Raw genomic sequence first — 21,587 nt, 5'->3', positions numbered from 1 at the left:
TTGCGCGGTCATCTAAACCTTGCCGCACGCGGGCGCATCCAAGCTGGCAAGATGATCGCCGCCTGCCCCGCCAACGGAAAGACCATGCCGCCTGCGCCCGCCGCGGACCATCCGGACACGGACGACGTTCGCGCCGCCGCGGCCGGTGATCGCATGGCATTCCAGCGCCTTTACCGGCTGCATGTGGATCGCGTCTACGGCGCAGTGTATCGCCTCGCTGGCTTCGACCACGCCCGCGCCGAAGACCTCACCCAGGACGCTTTCGTGCGCGCCTGGCAGAAGCTCGACGGCTTTCGCGGCGACAGCGCCTTTGGCACCTGGCTGTATCGCCTCGCCGTCAACGTCGCCCTGATGGATATCCGATCACGCGGCGCCGACCCCGTCAGCACGATGGACGAGGACGACATACCCGATCGCGGCGACACGCCATTCTGCGCCGCCGAGCGCGAAGAACTGGAACGTGCGATCGGCAAACTGCCGCCGCGCGCGCGGGCTGTACTCGTGCTGCACGACATCGAAGGCTGGCGACACGAAGAAATCGGTGCCGAACTCGGCATGGCGGTAGGTTCGTCCAAGGCGCAGCTGCATCGCGCCCGCGGCCTGCTGCGCAAGGTATTGGGAGAACGCTCATGAACGAATTCGAATGGCTCCGCCAGACCCGCGCCCTGCGCGAACCGGTGTCGCCACGACGCGACCTTTGGTCCGCCATCGAGGCGTCGCTGGACGGCCCGGCCGCCACCGCGCCAGTCACCCGCCGCAACCGTACGCAGCACGTCCAGGGCTGGTTGCTGGCCGCGAGCTTCGCCGGGCTATCGCTGTTCGCCGGCAGCCTCGCCGTGCATCTGCGCGATCGACCGCTGCAGCTAGGCATGGCCGATGCGCACGCCGTGGATACGCGCTGGCGGCCGAACGATCCGCGCCTTGCCGGCGCCGCCGTGGAACTGGACGCCGCCAGCATGGAGCTGCGCCAAGCCATGCAACAGGCACCCGATTCTCCGGCGCTGCAGCGCTTGCTGTACCGCACGCAGAAGCAACAATCGCAATTGCGTCAGATGGAACATCAGGCTGGTTGAGTCCAGCGGAGCCTTCACCATGAAAACCGCCATCATCCTTCCCGCCCTGCTCTGCCTGTCGATCGGCCAGGCCCTGGCCGATACGCCCATCAACCTCAACCACGATGCCGCGCCCAACGTGCGCGTGAGCATCAGCAACGTCAAAGGCGAAGTGAACGTAACCGCCTGGGACCGCAACCAGGTGCAGGTCACAGGCCGGCTTGGCGATGGTGCCCGGCCGCTCACCATCGACGGCAACAACAACGACCTCACCATCAAGGTGCAGTCGCAGGGCAAGTCCGGTTGGTTCAATTGGGGCAGCGAGAACTCCATGGGCGCCACTTCGTTGGACGTGCGCGTACCCAAGGGCGCCTCGCTCAGCGTGGACGTGGTCAGCGCGGGCTTGAGCATCGATGGCCTGGAAGGCGGCAAGATCAAAGCCAACACAGTGAGCGGCAAGGCGCGCGTCAACGTGCGCACGCCCCTGGCGGAGCTGGAAAGCGTGAGCGGCAGCCTGGAGCTCGCCGGCAGCGCCGAGCGCGTTAATCTGCAAACGGTCAGCGGAGACATACTCGCTCCCAACGTTGGCAACGAGGCAGAGCTTCAAACGGTATCGGGCCGCATCCGCGCTGGTGGCGGTCCATGGCGCAAGCTCAATCTCAGCACCGTGTCTGGCGACGTGCAGCTCAACGGCGGACTTGCCAACGGCGGCACCTTCGACGTGGATAGCATGAGCGGTGATGTGCAGGTGCAGTTTCCCTCCAGCACCTCGGCCGTCATTCACGCAAGCACCTTCAGCGGTGATCTGCGCAGCGATTTCGGCACCGTCTCCAAGGTGGAACATGGCCCCGGCAGCGAGCTGCGCACCACCGTGGGCGGTGGCAACGGCAAGGTCAACATCGAAACCTTCAGTGGCGACCTGCGCGTACGACGCCAGGACTGACCGCCAATGCTAGATGCAAAAAACGCCGGGCTTAGCCCGGCGTTTTTGTTGGCAGCGCTCGATGAAAGTGCGCTTAGAGATCCTGGTGGTACTGCACGTACGGGGTACGCGACTGATCTGGCTCCGGGCCGGCCGGCGTGTTCAGGCCATTGCCCGAAGACCACACGTTCTGCGCGCCGATACTCAATTGACCCTGCCAGGGCAAGCGCCAAGTAACGCCCAGGTCGATGCTGCTCCAGCGGCGGTCGGGGTTGTAACCCGCGCCCGGCACACCGGCTTCCGGCTGCATGGTGCGGCCGATGATGGCGCCACTCAGAGGACCGCGGTCCACGCCAAAGCTCAGTGCTTTCTGGTCCAACGTACTGATACCCAGCAGGTTGCCGGGCAACAAGCGCACGCGGCCAACGCTGGCACCCAGATCGATGCCGCTCTTGCTGTCCAGGGCCAAACGGCCATGCGCGTTGAGCTGAGTGCTGCTGTCGAACCCGGACAAGCCATTGACGCCAGGCGTGGCACCCGGCAACAGGCGAGGCAGGGTGGCGTTATTGCCAGGCGTGGTGTCTGCACCCACGCTCAGGCCCAGGCTGTAGCGGCCCGCACTGTAAGTGGCACCCACTTCGCTACCGATCACGCGCGGCGCCTGGTTATTGGCCCAGTTGCGCTCGCTGACACCCACATGGGCCTGCAGATTCGGCCCCAGGCCGTATTGCACATCGGTGGACAACACCGTGGCCGCATCCACGACACGGAACTGGAGAGGAGCATCGGCGCGCTGAGCACTCGCCAGCGAATCCGCACGTGCCTGCAGAGCGAGCCAGCGGCCATCGGCGCCACGCCACAGAGGCACAGCCACACCAGGACCCACTTGCGCCACCTGATCCGGTTTCTGCATCAACAGACGATTCGCTACATCGTACGAATCGCTGCCCGCAACCTGCCCTGCCGCTACGAACGGCATGAACAGCAATGGCAATGACAGCAACCAACGACGCATGGACGCGCAGCCCTCTCGGACCAGTGAACGGAACGGGTCGCCCCCTCCCAGAGACGATGGGTTATAGGCTACCACAGTTTTACTTTTTACTAACACCTGCCCAGGTCTCAAAATAGGTGTAGTACTTGGCTCGAAATCACGGTTTTTTGACAATTTTGAGCGGTAAGGGTTCCCCATACGGCATACCCAGCGACAAAGCTGAATGGAGGCGCTATATAGTCCGCTTTGTCGACCACGCACGGATCCGCTGCGACCGATGACCTCCGCTTTTACCAGCAACACGCCGGCCCAATGGTCCGTAGACGGCAGCGTCTCGGCCATGCATGCCGCTGTGGAACGATTGTTTCGCGCGACGGATGCCGCCAGCGTGCTGGAGATCTGCGAGGCGGTGCTGGGCGAGCTGGGCGTCCCGGGCCGCCTGCACTGGCGCCTGCTCGGCGACCCGATGCCCGAGGGCAGCGCGGCGCGCCACCTGGATTTGGCCGAAGATCCCCAGGGTCTGCGCTCGCTGGTACTGGAGTTGCCTGCCGACGCCACACCGGATGCCCCTCAGGAACAACTGGCCTGGCTTGGTCGCCTCGCTGCCGCGCGCCTGCGGCAGTTGGCCGAAACCTCCCGCCTGTACGAGGCCATTTCTCGTCTGGCGCTAGCGGAACGTTTGCAGCGCGCGCTCTACGCCATCGCCGACCAGGCAGGCGCCGAGCACAACATGACCGAGATGATGCATTCGCTGCATGCCATCCTCGGCAGCCTCATGTACGCGGAGAATTTCTATATCGCGTTGTACGACGCGGCCACCGATACGGTGCGCTTTCCGTATTACGTGGACACCATGGACAAGGATCCGCCCGCTCCGGATCAGGCCGTGCCGCTGCAGGAAATGCGTCACAGCCTGACTTGGAATCTCCTGCAGAGCGGCCAGCCCATCATGGGCTCGGTGGCCGAGCTCACCGAGCAGTTCAAGGGACGCTTCGTTTTGCTGGGGCCGGTGTGCGAGCACTGGCTGGGCGTGCCGTTGCTGCGCGATGGCCGTGTGGTCGGCGGCATCGTGATGCAGAGCTATCGGGAAGACACTCACTACACGCAGCACGACCGCGAATTGCTCAGCTACGTCGCCAAGCACGTGCAGACCGCGCTGGAGCGGCGCGAGGCGCACGAGGAATTGGAGCGCCGTGTATCCAGCCGCACCGCCGCGCTGCGCGAGGCCAATCGTGTGCTGCGCCAACAAGTGCTGCAGCGCCAACGCGGAGAGCGCCTGCAGGCGGCGCTATTCCGTATCGCCGAACTGGCCAATGCCTCGGAAAGCCTGGACAACTTCTATGCCGCCGTTCACCGTGTGATTGGCGGGCTGCTCTATGCGCGTAATTTCTATATCGCACTGCTGGACGAAGAGCAGAAAACCCTCAGTTTTCCCTATTCCGTAGATGAGTTCGACACGGTGCGCCTGCCTCGCGCCCACGGCCGTGGCGTCACCGAATACGTACTTCGCCACGCCAAGCCGTTGCTGGCCAACCCAGACGAATTCGATAGGTTGGAGCGCGAAGGCGAATTGACCCATCGCGGATCGCGCTCGGTGTGCTGGCTGGGCGTGCCCCTGATCTGGGGCGATCGCGCCATGGGTGTGCTGGCGGTGCAGAGCTATTCGCCAGAGCACACTTACGATGTGCGCGACCAGGAGCTGCTCACCTTCGTGGGCTACCACGTCGCCAACGCGCTGCAACGAAAGCACACCACCGAATCGCTCAAGCAAGCCTATGCCACGCTGGAGCGTCGCGTCACCGAACGCACGCGCGCGCTGGCGCTGGCCAACCGCGACCTGCGAGAGCAGATCGCCGAGCGCGAGCGCGTGGAGCGCCGGCTCAAGTACGAAACCCTGCACGACTCGCTCACCGGCCTGCCGAACCGCACGCTGTTGTTGCAGCGTCTGGAGCAGGCATTGCAGCGCTATCACGGCGATACGCAAGAGCTGTTCGCGGTGTTGTTCATCGACTTGGATCGCTTCAAGGTAATCAACGACTCGGTTGGTCACCTGGTGGGCGACGATCTGTTGTTCCAGGTCGGCGGCCGCATCCGCGCCTGCCTGAAGACGCGCGACGTCGTGGCTCGCCTTGGCGGCGACGAGTTCGCCGTGCTCGCCGAAGGCATTACCGACCCCAAGATGGCGCTGCTCATCGCCGAGCGCATCATCGACGAGCTGCAGACGCCGTTCCGCCTGGGCGCGAAGGAGATCTTCACCTCGGCCTCCATCGGCATCGCCCTGCCTAGCCCGCACTATCAGCGGCCCGAGGAATTGCTGCGCGACGCCGATGCGGCGATGTATCGCGCCAAGGACGAGGGCCGCCACCGCGCCGCGGTATTCGACGATCGCCTGCGCCGTGAGGCGCTGTCGCTGTTGGAGATGGAGGGTGACCTGCGCCGCGCCCTGAGCCGTAACGAGTTCGTGCCGTTCTACCAGCCCATCGTGGCTTTGCAGACGGGCCGAACCGTAGGCTACGAAGCGTTGCTGCGCTGGCGCCACCCCGACCGCGGCTTGTTGACGCCCGCGGATTTCCTTGCCGTGGCCGAGGAGAGCGGTTGCGCCGAAAGCATCGACTGGCAGATCTTCGATCAGGTGTGCGCCCAGACCGAGGCGCTGGCCGGCAGTGATGGCTTTGTCAGCATCAATGTGTCTGGCCGGCACTTCCGCTCACCGGACCTGGACAAGCGCTTACTGGATCTCATCCAGTCCCACAATGTGCCGCCGCGCTGCCTGCGCGTGGAAGTGACCGAACGTGCCCTGTTGGAGAACGCCATCCAGGTCAAGCGCATGCTCGACAACCTGCGCTCGCATGGCGTCAGCATCGCGCTGGACGATTTCGGCACCGGCTACTCATCGCTCAGCTACCTGCACCAGTACCCCATCGAGACGCTGAAGATCGACCGGTCCTTCATTGTGGAGCTCACGCGTGAAGGGGGGCACAGTGCCGCGGTGGTACGCGCGATCCAGGCGCTTGCCAACTCGCTGCAGATGCAAGTCATTGCCGAGGGTATCGAAGACGAGGAGCAGCGCGAGGCACTGCTACGCATCGGTTGCCGCTATGGCCAGGGCTTCCTGTTCGCTACGCCCAAGATGGCCGAGGTGTGGCTGCAACGAGAGCACCACTTCGCCCTCCCCTGACACGCGCGTATGGCTAGGCCATGAAAAAGGGCCGGCTTGAAGCCGGCCCTTTTTTTGCATCAAGCGCCTGCGCTTATTGCGCGGTGCTGGGCGCGTTGGCTCCCGGGCTCACGCTGAGCAGATGCTCAGCGTCGATGCGATCGAACGTGTAGCGCTGAGCACAGAACTCGCAGATCACCTCGATCTCGCCGTCGCGCGCTTCCAGCGCGGCTTCCACTTCCTCGCGGCCGAGCGAGCGCAGCACTGTTTCCACGCGCTCGCGCGTGCAGCTGCAGCCAAAGGCCAACGGACGGGGTTCGAACAGACGCACCGACTCTTCGTGATACAGGCGATACAGCAGCTGCTCCGGCGGCGTGGACAGCAATTCCTCATGGCCGAGCGTGGCGGTGAGGTGCTGGATGCGGGTCCAGGCATCCTCGTCCTCCACGGCGTCATAGCCACCTTCGCTCGGCAACTTCTGCAACATCAGCCCGACCGCGTGCTCGCCGTCGGCCGCCAACACAATGCGCGCAGGCAGCTGCTCGGACTGGCTGAAGTAGTTCTCGAGCGCGGCCGCCACAGTGGGGTGCTGCAGGTCCACCAAGCCTTGATAGCGTTGACCGCGTTCGGCATGACCAATGGTGATGGCCATGATGGCGTTGGGCAGCGCCGCCAGGTCCAAGGCCTCCGGAAGTGGATCGCTCCAACGCGCCAACCCTCGCAGACGCCCCTGTTCGGTGCACTCGGCGAACAGCAGGCGCAGGGCGCCGGCGCTCTTGAGCTCCACCGACAGGGAGCCTTCCAGCTTGATGTTGCCGGTCAACAAGGCACACGCGGCCAGGGTCTCACCCAGTACGGAGCGCAACGCCCCCGGGTAGGCCGAACGACCGGCGACTTCGCGCCAGGCCGGCCCAAGCCGAACCAGCACGCCGCGCACGCCGGCGCGCTCAAGCATGAAGCGGTGCAGCACATCTTCGACAAGCACGGTTTCCACGGATCGGACCTCTCAAGAGCAATCCAAACCATATGGGGACGGCCAGCCTCGGACACAACGCATGAACAGACGCCCTCGGCCAGGGTCGCCCCGGCTGGTGATGGTCTTGCGGCCACTTATACTGCCGCGTCGCCCGTCCACGCACCGCTATGACCCGAACCCGCTCGCTGCCTCTTCGCCTGTTACGACTGCTGGCCCTGGCCCTGGCGTGCTGGTTGAGCGTCACGGTACTGGCTGTATTGGTACTGCGGTTTGTACCGCCATGGACCTCGGCCGTGATGATGGAACGACGCGTGGGCGCCCTTCTGCACGGGGAGCGGGATTTCCGCCTGCGCCAGCGCTGGGTGCCCTGGAATCAGGTCTCGCCCTATGTGCCGCTAGCGATGGTCGCCGGCGAGGACCAGAAATTCCCGTTTCACCACGGCTTCGACTTCGATGCCATCCAGGACGCTATGGACGCCGCCGACGATGGCCGCCGCTTGCGGGGTGCCAGCACGATCAGCCAGCAAACCGCCAAGAACCTCTTTCTGTGGAACGGGCGAAGCTTTGTCCGCAAGGGGCTGGAGGCGTACTTCACCGTGCTGATCGAGGCGCTGTGGCCCAAGCAGCGCATCCTCGAGGTCTATATGAACATCGCCGAGCTAGGTGATGGCATCTATGGCGTGGGCGCGGCCAGCGACGCGTTCTTCCAGCAGGCACCGTCGCGGTTAGCGCCCGCGCAGGCGGCCCGCCTGGCCGCCGTGCTGCCCAACCCCCGACGACTCCGGGTGGATCGCCCCAGCGGCTACGTGATGAGCCGTGCCAGTTGGATCCAGCGCCAGATGGAGCAACTGGGTGGACCCGGTTATCTGCAGGCCGACGCGCACCGTGCACCGCGGCGAGACTGACGCTCGCCGCCGCCGAGACGTTCCACTAGCATGCCGGCCTTCACCCGAACCTTCGAGCACCCGCCATGCCGCGCCTGACCGTCGTCGTGCCCGCATACAACGAAGCCGCCGTGCTGGAGCAGTTCCATACACGCCTAGGGCGCACGCTCGATGAGCTGCCGATGCCATGCGATGTTCTTTACGTGGATGACGGTAGCAGCGATCGCACCTGGGCTTTGATCGAGGAACTCGCAGCACGCGACGCACGTACTGGCGGTCTCAAGCTATCGCGCAACTTCGGCAAAGAGGCCGCACTCACGGCCGGCCTGGACCATGTCGACGCCGACGCGGCTGTGGTGATCGATGCCGACCTGCAGGACCCGCCGGAGCTGATTCCCGCCTTGGTGGAGCAATGGCAAGGCGGTTTTGATGTGGTCTATGCCACGCGTACCGCGCGGGCCGGCGAGAGCGGCTTCAAACGCCTCACAGCAGCGCTGTTTTATCGCAGCATGGAGCGCCTTTCGGACACCCGCGTACCCCGCGACACGGGCGATTTCCGCCTGCTGTCACGCCGTGCTTTGACGGCACTAAAAGAGCTACGCGAGCGACAGCGCTTCATGAAGGGCCTTTTCACCTGGATCGGCTATCGTCAGACGGCCGTCTACTATCTGCGCGAACCCCGCCAGGCCGGCAACACCAAATGGAACTACTGGCGCTTGTTGCAGTTGGCGATCGAGGGTTTTACGTCGTTTTCCACCGCCCCGCTGCGCCTGGCGACCTGGGTCGGTGTCTTTTCCTCCCTGCTGGCGTTTCTCTATGGCCTATGGGTGTTCGGCAAGGCTGCACTGTTCGGCGACCCGGTCCATGGCTACCCCTCGCTGATGGTGGTGATCCTGTTCATGGGCGGCGTGCAGTTGCTGGCGCTGGGCGTGATTGGCGAGTACCTGGGCCGCAACTACGCCGAGAGCAAGCAGCGCCCGCTGTACTTCATCGAAGAACAGCGCAAGGCGCGCACTCAACCTTACGACGGCTTCCGCTGAGCCGGAGTTTCACGCCGGCCCAACACCCGTCGCTCGCGGCGGCGCTAGACTGATGGCATGCGGCCCATCCGCGACCGCGTGGGAGGTTCAAGTATGCGCCAAGTCAAGCATTTGCTGGAAAGCAAGGGCAGCGACATCTTCAGCATCGCACCGGACGCGCCCGTACTCGAAGCGATTAAGCACATGGCCGAGCACCGTGTGGGTGCCCTGCTGGTGATGCGCGGCGAACGGCTCGTAGGCATCGTTTCCGAACGCGACTACGCGCGCAAGGTCATTCTGCAGGGCCGCTCCTCAGCGCAGACCGCCGTCTCAGAGATCATGAGCAGCCCGCCGCTGACCGTCGGGCCCGACACGGACGTGTTCGATTGTATGCGCCTGTGTACCGATAGCCGCATTCGTCATTTGCCAGTGGTCAGCGGCGACCGTGTGATCGGCGTGATTTCCATCGGCGACCTGGTGAAGGAAGTGATCGACGCCCAGGCCGAGCAGATCGAACAACTGCAGCGCTACATCACTAGCTGAGTTACGACTGCGCCTCGGCCGTACGCGCCTTGTCCGGCCGCGTGGGCTCGTCCTGCTGCTCAGGCAGCAGGTCGGGCGAGCGACCGGCCCGAGTAGCCACCCAGGTGGCCAGCGTGGACACGCCGGCTCCGATCGCCGCCATGCCGCCCACGGCCACGCCGAACTGGCCAAGCACGTTCACACCGCTGGTGACCACCAGGTCACCGAAGCGCCATATGGCCGTCTCCACGAAGTTCTTGCCCTTGTAGCGCGTTTCGCGCGGCACCCGTGTATACAGCGCATCGGTGGACGGCTTGGTCATGCCATAGGCAAAACCACGCGAGCCCACCATCATGACCGCCAGCATCGGCACCACGAACCCGAACAGGCTCACGTTGCTGATGCCTTGCCACATCACCAGCAGCAACAAAGCCAGATTGACCAGCGAGGGCACGACCAGGCCCCAGACGGCGCCCTTGCGCACCAGCAGCCAGCGCGTAACGGTCAGCTGTAGCACCACACCCAGCACATTGGTCGCCAGGTCCATATCGTTGTAGAAGGACGTGCGTGCGATCTTGTCCGGAAAGTGCAGCTTGGTGTAATCCGCCATCAAGGCGTAGGCCAAGGTGCCAATGCCATCACCCAGCACCATCAGGATCGCCATGTATCGCAGGAAGGGGCGCGTCCACAACTCCTTGATGCCCGCCCACAGGGAGCCGCCGATCACTTCCTCGCTGCGCAGCACTCCCCTGCAGTCATGCCGCGCAGAAAGCAGCAGCAGCACGCCAAGCGCCATGCCCAATGCGGCGGCGGACACTACAAGCAAGGCAGCCACGCCGATCATCTGAACCAACAGCTTGGTCACCAGAGGGCCGAAGATGGCGCCGGCCATGCCGCCCAGAGCAATCAGCGGAAACACTCTCCGCGCCTGCATGCTCTGGAAAATGTCCGCCATGAAGCTCCAGAACAGCGACACCACGAACAGGTTGAAGACGCTGACCCAGACAAAGAACACCACGCCCAACTCCCGTGCGCCAATGCGCTCCTGAGCCAGGAAGGCCGGCACGAATGCCATCAGGCAGGCAATGAAAAAGCTGTAGCACCAAGTCAATAGGCGCCTGCGCGGAAAACGCGATACCAGCGCGCCGAAAGCGGGCGTCAATAGCAGCATCACGCCAAACGTGCTGGCGTAGAACAGCGGCAGGGATTGCGAGCCGACGGCACCACTGAGCTGGTCGCGCACGGGCCGAACGATGTAGTAGGCCGTCATCACGAAGAAGAAGGCCAGGGCCGACAAGAGAGAGGCCGGGCCTTCTTTCGCCGCAGCGGTTGGGGAGGAGTTCACCGGCATTTCCAGCGTGGGTCCACAACAGACTAGCATGCAGGCAAGTACCATCGCCCTAAGCCAGTATTGGCTTACGGCATTGTCAGGGGGCTTGCTTGCAATACGACTACATCATCGTCGGCGCTGGCTCGGCCGGCTGCGTACTCGCCAATCGTCTGAGCGCGCACGCTGGCAAACGGGTGCTGCTGCTGGAAGCCGGCCCTTCGGACTGGAATCCGCTGATCCATATGCCCGCCGGCATCGCGCGGCTCGCCAATAACCGTCGCATCAATTGGGGTTACACCACCGAGCCCGAGCCCCAACTAGGGGGACGCCGCCTCTGGTGGCCGCGCGGTAAGACCCTGGGCGGCTCCAGCGCCATCAACGCCATGTGCTACATCCGTGGCGTGCCAGGCGACTACGCGCGCTGGGCGGACGCCACAGGCGACGACCGCTGGTCCTGGCTGCAGGTACTGCCCTGGTTTTTGCACAGCGAGGACAACAGTCGCGGCGCCAGCGAACTGCACAGCACCGGTGGCCCCTTGGGCGTTAGCGATCTGCGCTACCACAACGTGCTCTCCGATGCGTTCGTGGACGGTGCAACCAGCGCAGGCTTCCGTCGCAATCCGGACTTCAATGGCGAAATGCAGGAAGGCTTTGGCCTCTATCAGGTGACCCAACGGAATGGCCAGCGCTGCTCCACGGCCGTGGCCTACCTCAAACCCGCGCGCGAGCGACCGAATCTGCATGTACGCACCGGCGCGCTGGTTGCGCGAGTGGAGGTGCAAAACGGACGCGCGATTGGCGTGCGGCTCCACGGCGAGGAGGCGTTGCTGGAAGCGGGCGAGGTGATTCTCTGCGGCGGCGCCATCAACACGCCCCAATTGCTGATGCTGTCCGGTATGGGACCGGCCGAACATCTGCGAAACCTTGGCATCCCGGTTGTGATCGATCAACCCGAAATCGGAGCCAACCTGCAGGATCATCTGGATATCTGCACGCTGGACAGCAGTCTGCAGAAGGTGACCTACGACCATCTCAACGAACTGGCGGCCGGCTGGCGCTTTCTGCGCCATCGCGACGGCCCGGGGAGTTCCAATGTGGCCGAGGCCGGCGGCTTCGTGCGCAGCCGTCTCGCCTCGGACGAACGCTGCGACCTGCAATTCCATTTTGTGCCCGCGCTGCTGGACGACCACGGGCGCCATCGCCTGCCTGGCTATGGCTACACCGTGCACGCCTGCTATCTGCATCCACGCAGCCGAGGCTGGCTGCGCCTGCGCTCGAGCGATCCGGCGGCTTATCCGCTCATTCACGCCAATTATCTGAGCGATGCGGAAGGACAGGACCTCGCCCATATGATCGAAGGCGCGCGACTGGCCAGGGACATCCTCTCCCAGTCAGCCTTTGCGTCGTACCGTGGCGCGCACGTATTTCCCGAGCGCGCGCTCCACAGCGATGCCGAGTACGCCGATTTCATCCGGCGCAAGGCGGAAACCATTTACCACCCGGTCGGCACCTGCCGCATGGGCAAAGGTGCCGATGCGCCCCTAGACAGCGAATTGCGCCTGCGCGGTATCGAAGGCCTACGCGTGGTGGATGCCTCAGCCATGCCCAGTCTGCCCAGCGGCAATACCAACGCGCCGGTGATCATGATGGCCGAGCGAGCCAGCGCGCTGATACTGGGCCAGGCCATGCCCATCTAGGGAAGGTCTGATGGAGCGACATGTTGTTCGTCATTCCTGCGAACCCTAAAAAGGGGGCAAGAGCAGGAATCCAGTGTCTTTACGTTCAACGATTCATAGGCGCTGGATCCCAGCTCTCGCCCCTTTTAGCGTTCGCTGGGATGACGATCAAAATCAGAGCATCCCTAGCGACAGGCGGCGCAAGAACGGAAATTTACGCCCAGGCTGAGTTAATCTCGGCCCCTCATGCGGGGCCGCGCCCCGCTTGCCGACACCGGTTTGCGGACCGGACTGGATTCACCGGCGCCTCTGCGCCCTCAACGCGTCCGAGCAGTATGAGGATACGTACCATTTCCTGTGCCATCGCCGTGATGCTGGGCACCTCCAGTGCGCCAGCGCTCGCACGCACAAGCGATGCACCACTTACCCCGGCTGTCGACGCCCCCAGCGCCAGTGCTGCGGCCCAGCCGCTACCCGAAGCACGCATGAAGGACACACTGACCTCTTACCGGTCGTGGCTGGATCGCCTGGATCAGCGCAACGCCGTCGCGGGCCTAGCCACGGCCGTGGTGATGGGCGACAAAGTGGTGTTCGAAGACACCATAGGCTATGCCAACGCGACCACGCGCGAGCCCGTGACGCCCGACACCGTGTTTCGCCTTGCTTCGCTATCGAAGGCGTTCGCCTCCGCGCTTACCGGCGTTCTGGTGGCGGACGGCAAGCTCAACTGGGATACCCGCCTGGTTTCCGTGCTGCCGTTCTTCCGGCTCAAGAGCGACGGTGCGGCCGAACAGGCCACCGTGCGCGACATTCTTGGTCAGCGCCTTGGCCTGCCCAAGAACACCTACGACAACATGCTCGAGGAAAATATTTCCTACGAGGAGTTGGCGCGACGACTGGACGAGGTCAGCCTCACCTGCGATGTGGGCCAGTGCTACGGTTACCAGAACATCGCCTTCAGCCTGATCGGCGATGTGGTCTATGCGCAAACCGGCGATTTCTTTACGCGCCAGGTCGACAAGAACATTTTCTTTCCGCTCGGCATGAAGAGCGCCAGCTACGGTCGCGAGGGTCTGGAGGCAAGCAAGAGCTGGGCGCGTCCACACCGCCCCAATCGCGACGGCTGGGTGCCGTTCGAGCCGAAGGAGGCCTACTACCGGGTCGCTCCGGCGGCGGGCGTCAACGCCAGCCTGCGCGACATGGAGCAGTGGTTGGTGGCGCAGATGGGCGGCCGCCCCGACGTGCTGCCGCCGCAGTTGTTGGACACCCTGCATACACCCGAGATCGCCACGCCCGCCGAGGAGCGCTCCACACCCTGGCGCCGCGCACGCGTCACCGACGCGTATTACGCGCTGGGCTGGCGCGTGTTCGATTACGGCGGCGAAACCCTGATCTTCCATGCCGGCGCGGTGGAGGGTTATCGCACCATGATCGGCTTCCTGCCCAAGTATCGCGTTGGCGTCGTCACCATGTGGAACTCGTCCGGCCCGGTTCCCTCTGGCCTGATGCCGATGCTGCTGGATAGCTTGCTCGGCCTGCCTCACGAAGATTGGGCCGGCATCGAGAGCGACGCCCCCGCCAAGCCGGCCCCCGCGGTCAAGACCAAGACCCGCAACAAGACCAAGACGGCCACTGGCACCCACGGCAACAAACGCTGAGAGCCACGGCAGCGTCCAGGCAACCAGCATCCACATAAAAAGGCGCCGCATGAGACATGCGGCGCTTTTGTGACAGCAGGGTGAGAGACGCGAGCGACGCCCGCGCCGGTCAGTTGAGCTTGAACACGATGCGGCGCTTGTCCTGAGAGGCCACTGGCGCGCCGTTCTGCGTCGCCGGCTGGTACTTCCAACGGCTCACCGCTTCCACGGCGGCGCGGTCGAACACGTGACGCGGTTCGGCATCGATCACCTTCACGTCGTCCACATTGCCCTCCGGCGTGATGGTGAAGCTCACCTCCACCCAGCCCTCCTGGTTGGCGCGCACCGCCGTGGTGGGGTAGCGCGGATTGACGTTACGCACCAACACCGCACCATGCGTACCACCGGCCGCGCTGTCACTCGAGGCAACGGGCGTGGTAGCCGCCTGCGGCTGAGCCGGACGGCTGGCCTCGCTCTGCTGCTGCGCGACTCGCTGCTGCGCCGCCTTCTGCTGTTCGGCCAGCGTACGCTGCTGCGCCTCGGCAGCCTGGCGATCGGACTCGGCCTTTTCCGCGGCCTTCTGCGCAGCCAGCTGCGCCTGCTTCTCCTTGTCGGAGGCCAGTTGTTGCTCGCGATCCTGCAGCTTTCGCTGTGCATCGAGCTTGGATCGCAGAATGGTCAACGTGTAGTTCGCCGGGTCAGCCTTGGCCAGCAGGTCGATCTGGCGCTGCGCGTCGTTGAAGTCACGCTGGTTGATGGCTTGCTCGGCCAGGCTGGCACCCACCGGGAAGGTCTCGCGCAGCGCGTCGGCCGCCACCTGGTTGCCTGGCTGCTTCTCCAGCACCTTGAGGTAGAACTCGAATGCATTGTTGCCGGCGGGCGCCAGCAAGCGCTGCTCGTTCATGGCGCGGCGCGCTTCCGACAACAGCTGGTTCGTGCTCATGGCGGCCACGTTCACCGGGGCGGCGGCCGCTGCCTTGGCTGACGTCACCGGCGTGGATGGGTGCGCACCCACCTCTTGGTCAACGAGATCCTGGTGCGGCTTGATGATCAGGAACCAGGCTGCCACCGCCAGTACGACGACGACGACAAGAATGGCAATGGCCGAAGGCTGCACGGCCCCGCGCGCATAACGACGCGCATGACTAACGTATCGGGTATCCATGGTCTCTCGCTGAGTGTCATCAGATACCCGCGCTTTTTCCCCCTGTGGATCCAGGAGCGGCAAACCTCCCCAGGTTCGCCGCGGCGCGGATGTGTGAAAGGTAACCGTAATGCAGCACCACGGCAATTCTCACGTGGCATCAGGGGAAGCCCGCGCCATGCTCGCATGGCGAACGGCAAGCGCTCCACGCCAGGAGGTTCGCGCTAGGAAATTTTCGTACCCCTGAAACGAAGCGTCCCGGCAAGGCCGGGACGAATCGCTCTTTCGAATGACTCTCCCCGCGCTGGGCACCGCGGGGAGAAAAGTCGTATTGCTTGTTATTAGAAGAATTACTTCTTCGCGGCCTTGGCGGCCTTGGCCTTGGGGGCCTTAACGGTCTTGGCAGCCTTGGTGGCCTTCACCACCTTGGCGGCCGCAGCCTTCTTCACGGTGCGCTTGGCAGCCTTCTTGGCAACCTTCTTGGTCGCCACCTTCTTGACCGAAGCCTTCTTGGCAGCGGCAGGGCGCTTCTTAGCAACAGCCTTCTTGGCGACCTTCTTGGCGACCTTCTTGGCGACCTTCTTGGCGGCAGCCTTCTTGGCGGCCGGCTTACGGGCTACCGGCTTCTTGGCGGCGGCCTTCTTCACGGCGGTCTTCTTGGTCGCCTTCTTGGCGGCCGGCTTCTTTGCAGCGGCTTTCTTGGCAGTGGCCATAGTTCGTCTCAGCTCCTCATCAGTTGGCAGTGGTTGCCCAGTAAAAGCATGTAGGAACGCCTCCACCAGCAGGTCGCTGTTGGTGGCGTGCCGAAGATTGTTCACCTGACGACGGGTGCGTTCGTCAGAAAGAGGCCTTAGGACGTGCAATGGAATCGAGACCGTGATCTTGCGAACTGCGCCGGCCTTTTCTCCATGCTCGACATAAGGCTGGATGTATTTCGATGTTGCCATGGCACCCGTTTCTCCGTACTCCGATGCGAAAGCTATTCCTGAAGATTTCAACTGTCAATTGATTTTAGCTACGAAATCAATTCGTTTCATCTACCCCCAGGAGGGTCCAAACCCCCGCCAGACAAGGCCTTGGGAGGGTTTCTAGGCATTATCGATTGGACGTCCATACCGCCATCCGATAATGCACCTAGATAATCATCTATTTAAAGAAAACCGCATAAAACAAGGCATTTTCTAACATTCATGACGAAAGTCGCGCACGCGTGCCGCGCACACGAACTTGCGCATTTATCTCACGCAGCGCGAGCCATTTGACCCGCCTTCCGGGATGAACAGAACGCTACTGAATTACCCGGCGGGGTGGTCACGGCGACCTGGCCCCTGGCGGACCTCAAACGACCCGAACGACCTCTTGGAGGCTCATCAGGACACTCGATCAGCACATTGCCGGATATCCGCCTGGACATCCATCCAGGGGATGATCGACGTTCGACGCATCGCTCCATGGCTGTCGATCACACCCTTCCGGACACCCCAAAAGGGGCACAGACCGTGGATGGAAAACTTCCAAAAAGACGCCGGCCGCGTGGGCGGCCGGCGTCGTGTGAAGCGTCGAGCGCAGAGGCTTAGTGGTCTTCGTTCTCGACCAGTTCGGCGTAGGCGTCGGCGTCGAGCAGTTCGTTGAGTTCAGCGCGATCGCTGGCGCGCACCAGGAAGATCCAGCCTTCGCCGAAGGCATCTTCGTTGATGGTTTCCGGCTTGTCGTTGAGCAGCTCGTTCACCGCCACGATCTCACCCGAAACGGGGCTGTAGATGTCCGAGGCAGCCTTGACCGACTCGACCACGGCCACGCCGTGGCCGGCCTGCACGCTGGCGCCGATCTCCGGCAGTTCCACGTACACCAGGTCGCCCAGTTGGCCCTGGGCATGGTCGGAAATGCCCACGCGAACGAGGCCATCGTCTTCGACGCGGGCCCACTCGTGGGACTTGAGGAATTTCAGATCGCCGGGAATCTCGCTCATGATCGGATCCAGTCTTTGATGTGGGTCATGGGTGGAGCGACAATTCTAGCCGCTTCACCCGGATGGCAACACGGGCTGCGCACGTGACGCAGCCGGGAAATCAGATGCCCTCGCAGGGCTGGCCGTCGCGCACGAACGGATACTTCACCAGGCGCACCGGCACTTCGCGACCGCGGATATCCACGCGCACGTCGCCCGCGTCGCCCGCCGGAATACGCGCAAACGCCACCGCCTTGTTGAGCGTGGGTGCAAAGCTGCCAGAGAGGATTTCACCCTCGCCCTGGGACGTAAGCACCTTCTGGCCATGGCGCAGCACGCCCTTCTCGTCCAGCACCAGGCCGACCATCACGCGCTTCACACCGGCGGCCTTCTGCGCTTCGAGTGCCTTGCGACCGATGAAGTCGCGGCCTTCGTCCAGCGCGATGGTCCAACCCAGGTTGGCCTCCCACGGCGAGACGGTTTCGTCCATGTCCTGACCGTAGAGGTTCATGCCCGCTTCCAGGCGCAGCGTGTCGCGCGCACCCAGGCCAGCCGGCGCCACGCCGGCCTCGACCAGCGCCTGCCACAGCGCCACGGCGTGCTCCTGCGGCACGACGATCTCGAAGCCATCCTCACCGGTGTAACCGGTGCGCGCCACGAACAGCGGCATGCCGTGCGGCCCCTGCGCGGCGGCAGCGGCGAACTTACCCAGCTTCCCGATGCGCTCGTGGTCCACGTCGGCCAGCAAGCCGATCACCTTGGCGCGGGCGTTGGGGCCCTGCACGGCGATCATGGCGAAGTCCGGGCGCTCCTTGACCTGCACGTCGAAGGCCTTGGCCTGGGCTTCGATCCACGCCAGGTCCTTGGCGCGGGTGACGGCGTTGACCACCAGACGGAAGAATTCCTCGCCCAGGAAATACACGATCAGGTCGTCGATCACCCCGCCCTGCTCATTGAGCATGCACGAGTACAGCGCCTTGCCCTGAACCTTGAGCTTGTCGACGCTGTTGGCCAGCAAGTGGCGCAGGAACTCGCGCGTACGCGGGCCATGCAGGTCCATCACCGTCATGTGCGACACGTCGAACATGCCGGCGTCACGGCGCACGACATGGTGTTCCTCGATCTGCGAGCCGTAGTTGATCGGCATGTCCCAGCCACCGAAATCGACCATGCGGGCGCCAAGCGCGCGATGGGTGTCATTGAGTACGGTCTTCTCGGTCATCACAGTCGAGCTCTGGGGAAAGCGACATTATCGCCGGGCGCGTGCGCACATTCCAAGCCACGCACAACTCAGCACGCCGTGCGGAGGCGTATCGGATCAAGCTCTTGCAGTGCAGCATCCCCACCGCACTGCGACGCCGACATGCATCGGCGTGCGGCACGGAAGCAACCTCAGTGCGTACCGAACGAGGCCAGCAGTTGCTCCACCACCTGTTCGGCCAGTTGCTCGGGACGAAGGTCGGCGGTGTGGAGGTGCAGCTCGGGCTGCTCGGGCGCCTCGTACGGGGAGTCGATGCCCGTGAAGTTGAAAATTTCGCCTGCTCGCGCCTTGCGGTAGAGCCCCTTGGGATCGCGGCGCTCGCACTCGGCAAGCGACGTGTCCACGAAGACCTCAAGGAACTCGCCGTCGTCGAACAAGCTCCGCGCAAACCGTCGCTCACTTTGATAGGGCGAAATGACGCAGACCAGCACGATCAGGCCAGCATCCACCATCAAGTTGGCCACCTCCGCCACGCGTCGAACGTTTTCCACGCGCGCCTCGGGAGTGAACCCCAGATCCTTGTTCAGGCCATGTCGCAGGTTGTCGCCGTCCAACATATAGGTATGGAATCCCTGCGCGTGCAGGCGTCGCTCCACCAGATTGGCGATGGTGGATTTGCCGGCGCCGGAGAGACCGGTGAACCACAGGCAGCGAGGCTGCTGCCCCTTGCTGGCACCGCGCACGTCCTTGTTCAGGTCGGTGTGCTGCCAATGCACATTGGCCGCACGGCGCAGGGCGAAGTCGAGCATGCCGCAGGCCACGGTGGCGTTGGTCTGGCGATCGATCAGGATGAAGCCGCCCAGGGTGCGGCTATCCGCGTAGCTCTCGAATGGAATGGCATGATCGAGGTCGAGGTTGCAGTAGCCGACTTCGTTGAGCTCCAGTCGACGCGCTGCCAGCTCCGCCTGGGTGTTTACGTCCACCTTGTGCTTGATGGAAGTGACTCGAGCATTCACCGTACGGCTGCCCACTTTGAGCCAGTAGGCCCGATTCGGCAGCAGCGGCTCATCGCCCATCCACAGCACATGGGCGGCGAACTGGTCAGCTACCGGCGCCGGATGAGCCGCCTCGGCAATGAGGTCGCCACGACTGGCGTCGACCTCCCTATCCAGCGTGAGGGTCACCGCCTGGCCCCCCACGGCACGTGACAGGTCGCCACCCGCGGTGACAATGCGCTCGATACGCGCTCGCTGCATCGAGGGCTGCACGACCACTTCGTCGCCCACACCGATCTGCCCATCGCAGATGCTGCCGGCGTAGCCACGGAAGGAGGCATCCGGTCGGTTCACCCACTGCACGGGCATGCGGAACCGACTGGAACGTGTTACGGCCGGCTCCGCTGCCTCCAGCAGTTCCAGCAAACTCGGGCCCTGATACCAGGGCATGCGCGACGAACGCTGGCCCACGTTGTCGCCATGGGGGGCCACTACCGGCAACACGTGAACGGTGTCGATGCCCAATTGCCCGGCGAGCTCGCGATATTCGTGCGCGATGGCAGCAAAGATGTCTTCGCGCAGATCCACCAGATCCATCTTGTTAATCGCCAGCACGACCTGACGAATGCCCATCAGGGCACAGATGTAGGAGTGGCGACGAGTTTGCGGCAGCAGACCCTTGCGCGCGTCCACCAGGACCACTGCCAGCTCGGCGTTGGAGGCGCCCGTCGCCATGTTGCGGGTGTACTGCTCGTGCCCTGGGCAATCGGCCACGATGAAGCTGCGGCGCGGCGTGTGGAAATAGCGGTAGGCCACGTCGATGGTAATACCCTGCTGGCGCTCGGCATCCAGGCCGTCGGTGAGCAGGGAGAAATCCAGAACCTCGGGCGCGTCGGCATGCAGGGTGCGGCTGTCGCGCGCCAGCGCGGCGAGTTGGTCGTCCGGGACCATGCCAGTGTCATACAGCAGGCGGCCCAACAACGTGCTCTTGCCATCATCGACGGAGCCACAGGTGATGAAGCGCAGCAGCGGGGCCTGTTCGCGGGCGGCGCGGATATCGGTCGTCGCCATCAGAAATAACCCTCCTGCTTCTTGCGCTCCATCGACGCCGAACTGTCATGGTCGATCACTCGCCCCTGGCGTTCGGAACTGCGAGAGGCGGTCATCTCTTCAATGATCTTGTCCAGCGTATCGGCCGTGGAAGCTACTGCGCCGGTCAGGGGGTAACAGCCCAGCGTGCGGAAGCGCACCTGCTGTACCTGCACCTGCTCACCCTCGCGCAGGGTGAAACGCTCGTCGTCCACCATGATCAGGGCGCCGTCCCGCGCCACCACCGGACGGGGTTTGGCGAAGTACAGCGGCACCACATCAATACGCTCGCGGCGGATGTAGTGCCACACGTCCATCTCGGTCCAGTTGGAAAGCGGGAACACTCGCACGCTCTCACCCTTGTGGATGCGCGTGTTGTAGGTGTGCCATAGCTCCGGGCGCTGGTGCTTGGGGTCCCAGCGATGCTGGGCATTGCGGAAGGAGAACACGCGCTCCTTGGCACGGGACTTTTCTTCGTCGCGGCGCGCGCCGCCGATGGCAGCATCAAAGCCGTACTTGTCCAGCGCCTGTTTGAGGGCCTGGGTCTTCATCACGTCAGTGTGCACCGCCGAACCATGGGTCAGCGGCGAGATACCCTGGCGCACACCGTCCTCATTGATGTGCACCAGCACATCCACGTCACCGGCCGCCGCCACCTGATCACGGAAGGCGATCATCTCGCGGAACTTCCAGGTGGTATCCACGTGCAACAGCGGCATGGGTGGACGCGCCGGGTAGAAGGCCTTGCGCAGCAGATGCAGCAGGACGGAGGAGTCCTTGCCGATCGAATAGAGCATCACGGGGCGCTCGAAAGCAGCCGCCGTCTCGCGGAAAATGTGGATGCTCTCGGCTTCGAGCGCGTCCAGATGGGGCAAGGGAGACATTGTTGCGTGACCAGCCTCTGGCGTGGGCCCCGCAAGGTCGGGGCCATATTCGGTCAAATCTAACGGAAAACCTCGGATCAGACAGCGCCCCGGGTTCGGAATCAGGGAAAACGCGCGAACTTTCCTATCGCCGACAGCCACCATCATTTCGTCACCG

18 protein-coding genes are annotated in these 21,587 nt (G+C 63.8%); 9 read left to right on the top strand and 9 right to left on the bottom strand.

Going from position 1 to position 21,587, the window contains the following annotated elements; all coding sequences use genetic code 11:
* The first annotated feature begins 84 nt into the window (after positions 1-84).
* From AC3G2C_RS07380 to AC3G2C_RS07370, 3 genes are read left to right on the top strand one after another with little or no spacing between them, the layout of a single operon-like run.
* Positions 85-633 carry an RNA polymerase sigma factor gene (locus AC3G2C_RS07380; RefSeq protein WP_488383984.1) on the top strand — a complete coding sequence of 183 codons (549 nt, stop codon included), beginning with the start codon at positions 85-87 and terminating at the stop codon, positions 631-633.
* Positions 630-1,073 carry a hypothetical protein gene (locus tag AC3G2C_RS07375; RefSeq protein WP_488383983.1) on the top strand — a complete coding sequence of 148 codons (444 nt, stop codon included), beginning with the start codon at positions 630-632 and terminating at the stop codon, positions 1,071-1,073. Before AC3G2C_RS07380 ends, AC3G2C_RS07375 begins: the two co-directional genes overlap by 4 nt.
* A 19-nt stretch (positions 1,074-1,092) precedes the next feature.
* Positions 1,093-1,995 (top strand): DUF4097 family beta strand repeat-containing protein, encoded by a 903-nt coding sequence (locus AC3G2C_RS07370; RefSeq protein WP_488383982.1) that lies wholly within the window; start codon positions 1,093-1,095, stop codon positions 1,993-1,995.
* Between the two features lie 73 nt (positions 1,996-2,068).
* Here AC3G2C_RS07370 and AC3G2C_RS07365 read toward each other — a convergent pair whose 3' ends face one another.
* Positions 2,069-2,989 carry a hypothetical protein gene (locus AC3G2C_RS07365; RefSeq protein ID WP_488383981.1) on the bottom strand — a complete coding sequence of 307 codons (921 nt, stop codon included), beginning with the start codon at positions 2,987-2,989 and terminating at the stop codon, positions 2,069-2,071.
* A gap of 256 nt (positions 2,990-3,245) precedes the next feature.
* Between AC3G2C_RS07365 and AC3G2C_RS07360 the strand changes: the two genes are divergently transcribed.
* A complete protein-coding gene (locus AC3G2C_RS07360) occupies positions 3,246-6,146 on the top strand; it encodes a bifunctional diguanylate cyclase/phosphodiesterase (protein WP_488383980.1) in 2,901 nt (966 codons plus the stop codon).
* A gap of 73 nt (positions 6,147-6,219) precedes the next feature.
* On the opposite strand, the gene hslO is transcribed toward AC3G2C_RS07360, so the two are convergent.
* Positions 6,220-7,119, bottom strand: a complete 900-nt coding sequence (hslO, locus tag AC3G2C_RS07355; protein WP_488383979.1) for an Hsp33 family molecular chaperone HslO — start codon at positions 7,117-7,119, stop codon at positions 6,220-6,222.
* Between the two features lie 149 nt (positions 7,120-7,268).
* Here hslO and mtgA point away from each other — a divergent pair, with 149 nt between their 5' ends.
* From mtgA to AC3G2C_RS07340, 3 genes are all read left to right on the top strand, one after another.
* Positions 7,269-8,006 carry a monofunctional biosynthetic peptidoglycan transglycosylase gene (gene mtgA / locus AC3G2C_RS07350; protein WP_488383978.1) on the top strand — a complete coding sequence of 246 codons (738 nt, stop codon included), beginning with the start codon at positions 7,269-7,271 and terminating at the stop codon, positions 8,004-8,006.
* Positions 8,007-8,071: 65 nt separating this feature from the next.
* The gene (locus AC3G2C_RS07345; RefSeq protein WP_488383977.1) at positions 8,072-9,025 is read left to right on the top strand and encodes a glycosyltransferase family 2 protein; all 954 of its coding nucleotides are present in this window, start codon (positions 8,072-8,074) and stop codon (positions 9,023-9,025) included.
* Positions 9,026-9,118: 93 nt separating this feature from the next.
* Positions 9,119-9,547, top strand: a complete 429-nt coding sequence (locus AC3G2C_RS07340; protein WP_488383976.1) for a CBS domain-containing protein — start codon at positions 9,119-9,121, stop codon at positions 9,545-9,547.
* A 1-nt stretch (position 9,548) separates the two neighbouring features.
* On the opposite strand, the gene AC3G2C_RS07335 is transcribed toward AC3G2C_RS07340, so the two are convergent.
* Complete coding sequence (locus AC3G2C_RS07335; protein ID WP_488383975.1) at positions 9,549-10,871, bottom strand: NTP/NDP exchange transporter; 1,323 nt, start codon at positions 10,869-10,871, stop codon at positions 9,549-9,551.
* Positions 10,872-10,966: 95 nt separating this feature from the next.
* On the opposite strand from AC3G2C_RS07335, the gene AC3G2C_RS07330 reads away from it, so the two are divergent.
* Entirely contained in the window at positions 10,967-12,553 is a 1,587-nt protein-coding gene (locus AC3G2C_RS07330) for a GMC family oxidoreductase (protein ID WP_488383974.1), read from the top strand.
* A 314-nt stretch (positions 12,554-12,867) separates the two neighbouring features.
* The gene (locus AC3G2C_RS07325) at positions 12,868-14,190 is read left to right on the top strand and encodes a serine hydrolase domain-containing protein (RefSeq protein WP_488383973.1); all 1,323 of its coding nucleotides are present in this window, start codon (positions 12,868-12,870) and stop codon (positions 14,188-14,190) included.
* A gap of 109 nt (positions 14,191-14,299) precedes the next feature.
* Here AC3G2C_RS07325 and AC3G2C_RS07320 read toward each other — a convergent pair whose 3' ends face one another.
* The 6 genes from AC3G2C_RS07320 to cysD form a co-directional block, all read right to left on the bottom strand.
* Complete coding sequence (locus AC3G2C_RS07320) at positions 14,300-15,334, bottom strand: energy transducer TonB (RefSeq protein ID WP_488383972.1); 1,035 nt, start codon at positions 15,332-15,334, stop codon at positions 14,300-14,302.
* Positions 15,335-15,663: 329 nt separating this feature from the next.
* A complete protein-coding gene (metJ, locus tag AC3G2C_RS07315) occupies positions 15,664-16,311 on the bottom strand; it encodes a met regulon transcriptional regulator MetJ (RefSeq protein WP_488383971.1) in 648 nt (215 codons plus the stop codon).
* A gap of 575 nt (positions 16,312-16,886) precedes the next feature.
* Complete coding sequence (gcvH, locus tag AC3G2C_RS07310; protein WP_199100916.1) at positions 16,887-17,282, bottom strand: glycine cleavage system protein GcvH; 396 nt, start codon at positions 17,280-17,282, stop codon at positions 16,887-16,889.
* 100 nt (positions 17,283-17,382) lie between these two features.
* Positions 17,383-18,483 carry a glycine cleavage system aminomethyltransferase GcvT gene (gcvT, locus tag AC3G2C_RS07305; protein ID WP_488383970.1) on the bottom strand — a complete coding sequence of 367 codons (1,101 nt, stop codon included), beginning with the start codon at positions 18,481-18,483 and terminating at the stop codon, positions 17,383-17,385.
* 170 nt (positions 18,484-18,653) lie between these two features.
* On the bottom strand, positions 18,654-20,528 hold the full coding sequence (gene cysC, locus AC3G2C_RS07300) for an adenylyl-sulfate kinase (protein ID WP_488383969.1): 1,875 nt from the start codon (positions 20,526-20,528) through the stop codon (positions 18,654-18,656).
* The gene (gene cysD, locus AC3G2C_RS07295) at positions 20,528-21,430 is read right to left on the bottom strand and encodes a sulfate adenylyltransferase subunit CysD (protein ID WP_488383968.1); all 903 of its coding nucleotides are present in this window, start codon (positions 21,428-21,430) and stop codon (positions 20,528-20,530) included. Before cysD ends, cysC begins: the two co-directional genes overlap by 1 nt.
* Positions 21,431-21,587: the final 157 nt, after the last annotated feature.

The organism is Frateuria sp. sgz306004 (assembly GCF_057750885.1).
The sequence above is the reverse complement of the archived record's forward strand: the minus strand, read 5'-3'. Positions and strand labels throughout refer to the sequence as shown.

Excerpts from the sequence above, each read along its gene's own strand:
- AC3G2C_RS07380 (WP_488383984.1), top strand. The coding sequence starts at position 85 with ATGCCGCCTGCGCCCGCCGCGGACCATCCGGACACGGACGACGTTCGC.
- AC3G2C_RS07375 (WP_488383983.1), top strand. The coding sequence starts at position 630 with ATGAACGAATTCGAATGGCTCCGCCAGACCCGCGCCCTGCGCGAACCG.
- AC3G2C_RS07370 (WP_488383982.1), top strand. The coding sequence starts at position 1,093 with ATGAAAACCGCCATCATCCTTCCCGCCCTGCTCTGCCTGTCGATCGGC.
- AC3G2C_RS07365 (WP_488383981.1), bottom strand. The coding sequence starts at position 2,989 with ATGCGTCGTTGGTTGCTGTCATTGCCATTGCTGTTCATGCCGTTCGTA.
- AC3G2C_RS07360 (WP_488383980.1), top strand. The coding sequence starts at position 3,246 with ATGACCTCCGCTTTTACCAGCAACACGCCGGCCCAATGGTCCGTAGAC.
- mtgA (WP_488383978.1), top strand. The coding sequence starts at position 7,269 with ATGACCCGAACCCGCTCGCTGCCTCTTCGCCTGTTACGACTGCTGGCC.
- AC3G2C_RS07345 (WP_488383977.1), top strand. The coding sequence starts at position 8,072 with ATGCCGCGCCTGACCGTCGTCGTGCCCGCATACAACGAAGCCGCCGTG.
- AC3G2C_RS07340 (WP_488383976.1), top strand. The coding sequence starts at position 9,119 with ATGCGCCAAGTCAAGCATTTGCTGGAAAGCAAGGGCAGCGACATCTTC.
- AC3G2C_RS07325 (WP_488383973.1), top strand. The coding sequence starts at position 12,868 with ATGAGGATACGTACCATTTCCTGTGCCATCGCCGTGATGCTGGGCACC.
- AC3G2C_RS07320 (WP_488383972.1), bottom strand. The coding sequence starts at position 15,334 with ATGGATACCCGATACGTTAGTCATGCGCGTCGTTATGCGCGCGGGGCC.
- gcvH (WP_199100916.1), bottom strand. The coding sequence starts at position 17,282 with ATGAGCGAGATTCCCGGCGATCTGAAATTCCTCAAGTCCCACGAGTGG.
- gcvT (WP_488383970.1), bottom strand. The coding sequence starts at position 18,483 with ATGACCGAGAAGACCGTACTCAATGACACCCATCGCGCGCTTGGCGCC.
- cysC (WP_488383969.1), bottom strand. The coding sequence starts at position 20,528 with ATGGCGACGACCGATATCCGCGCCGCCCGCGAACAGGCCCCGCTGCTG.
- cysD (WP_488383968.1), bottom strand. The coding sequence starts at position 21,430 with ATGTCTCCCTTGCCCCATCTGGACGCGCTCGAAGCCGAGAGCATCCAC.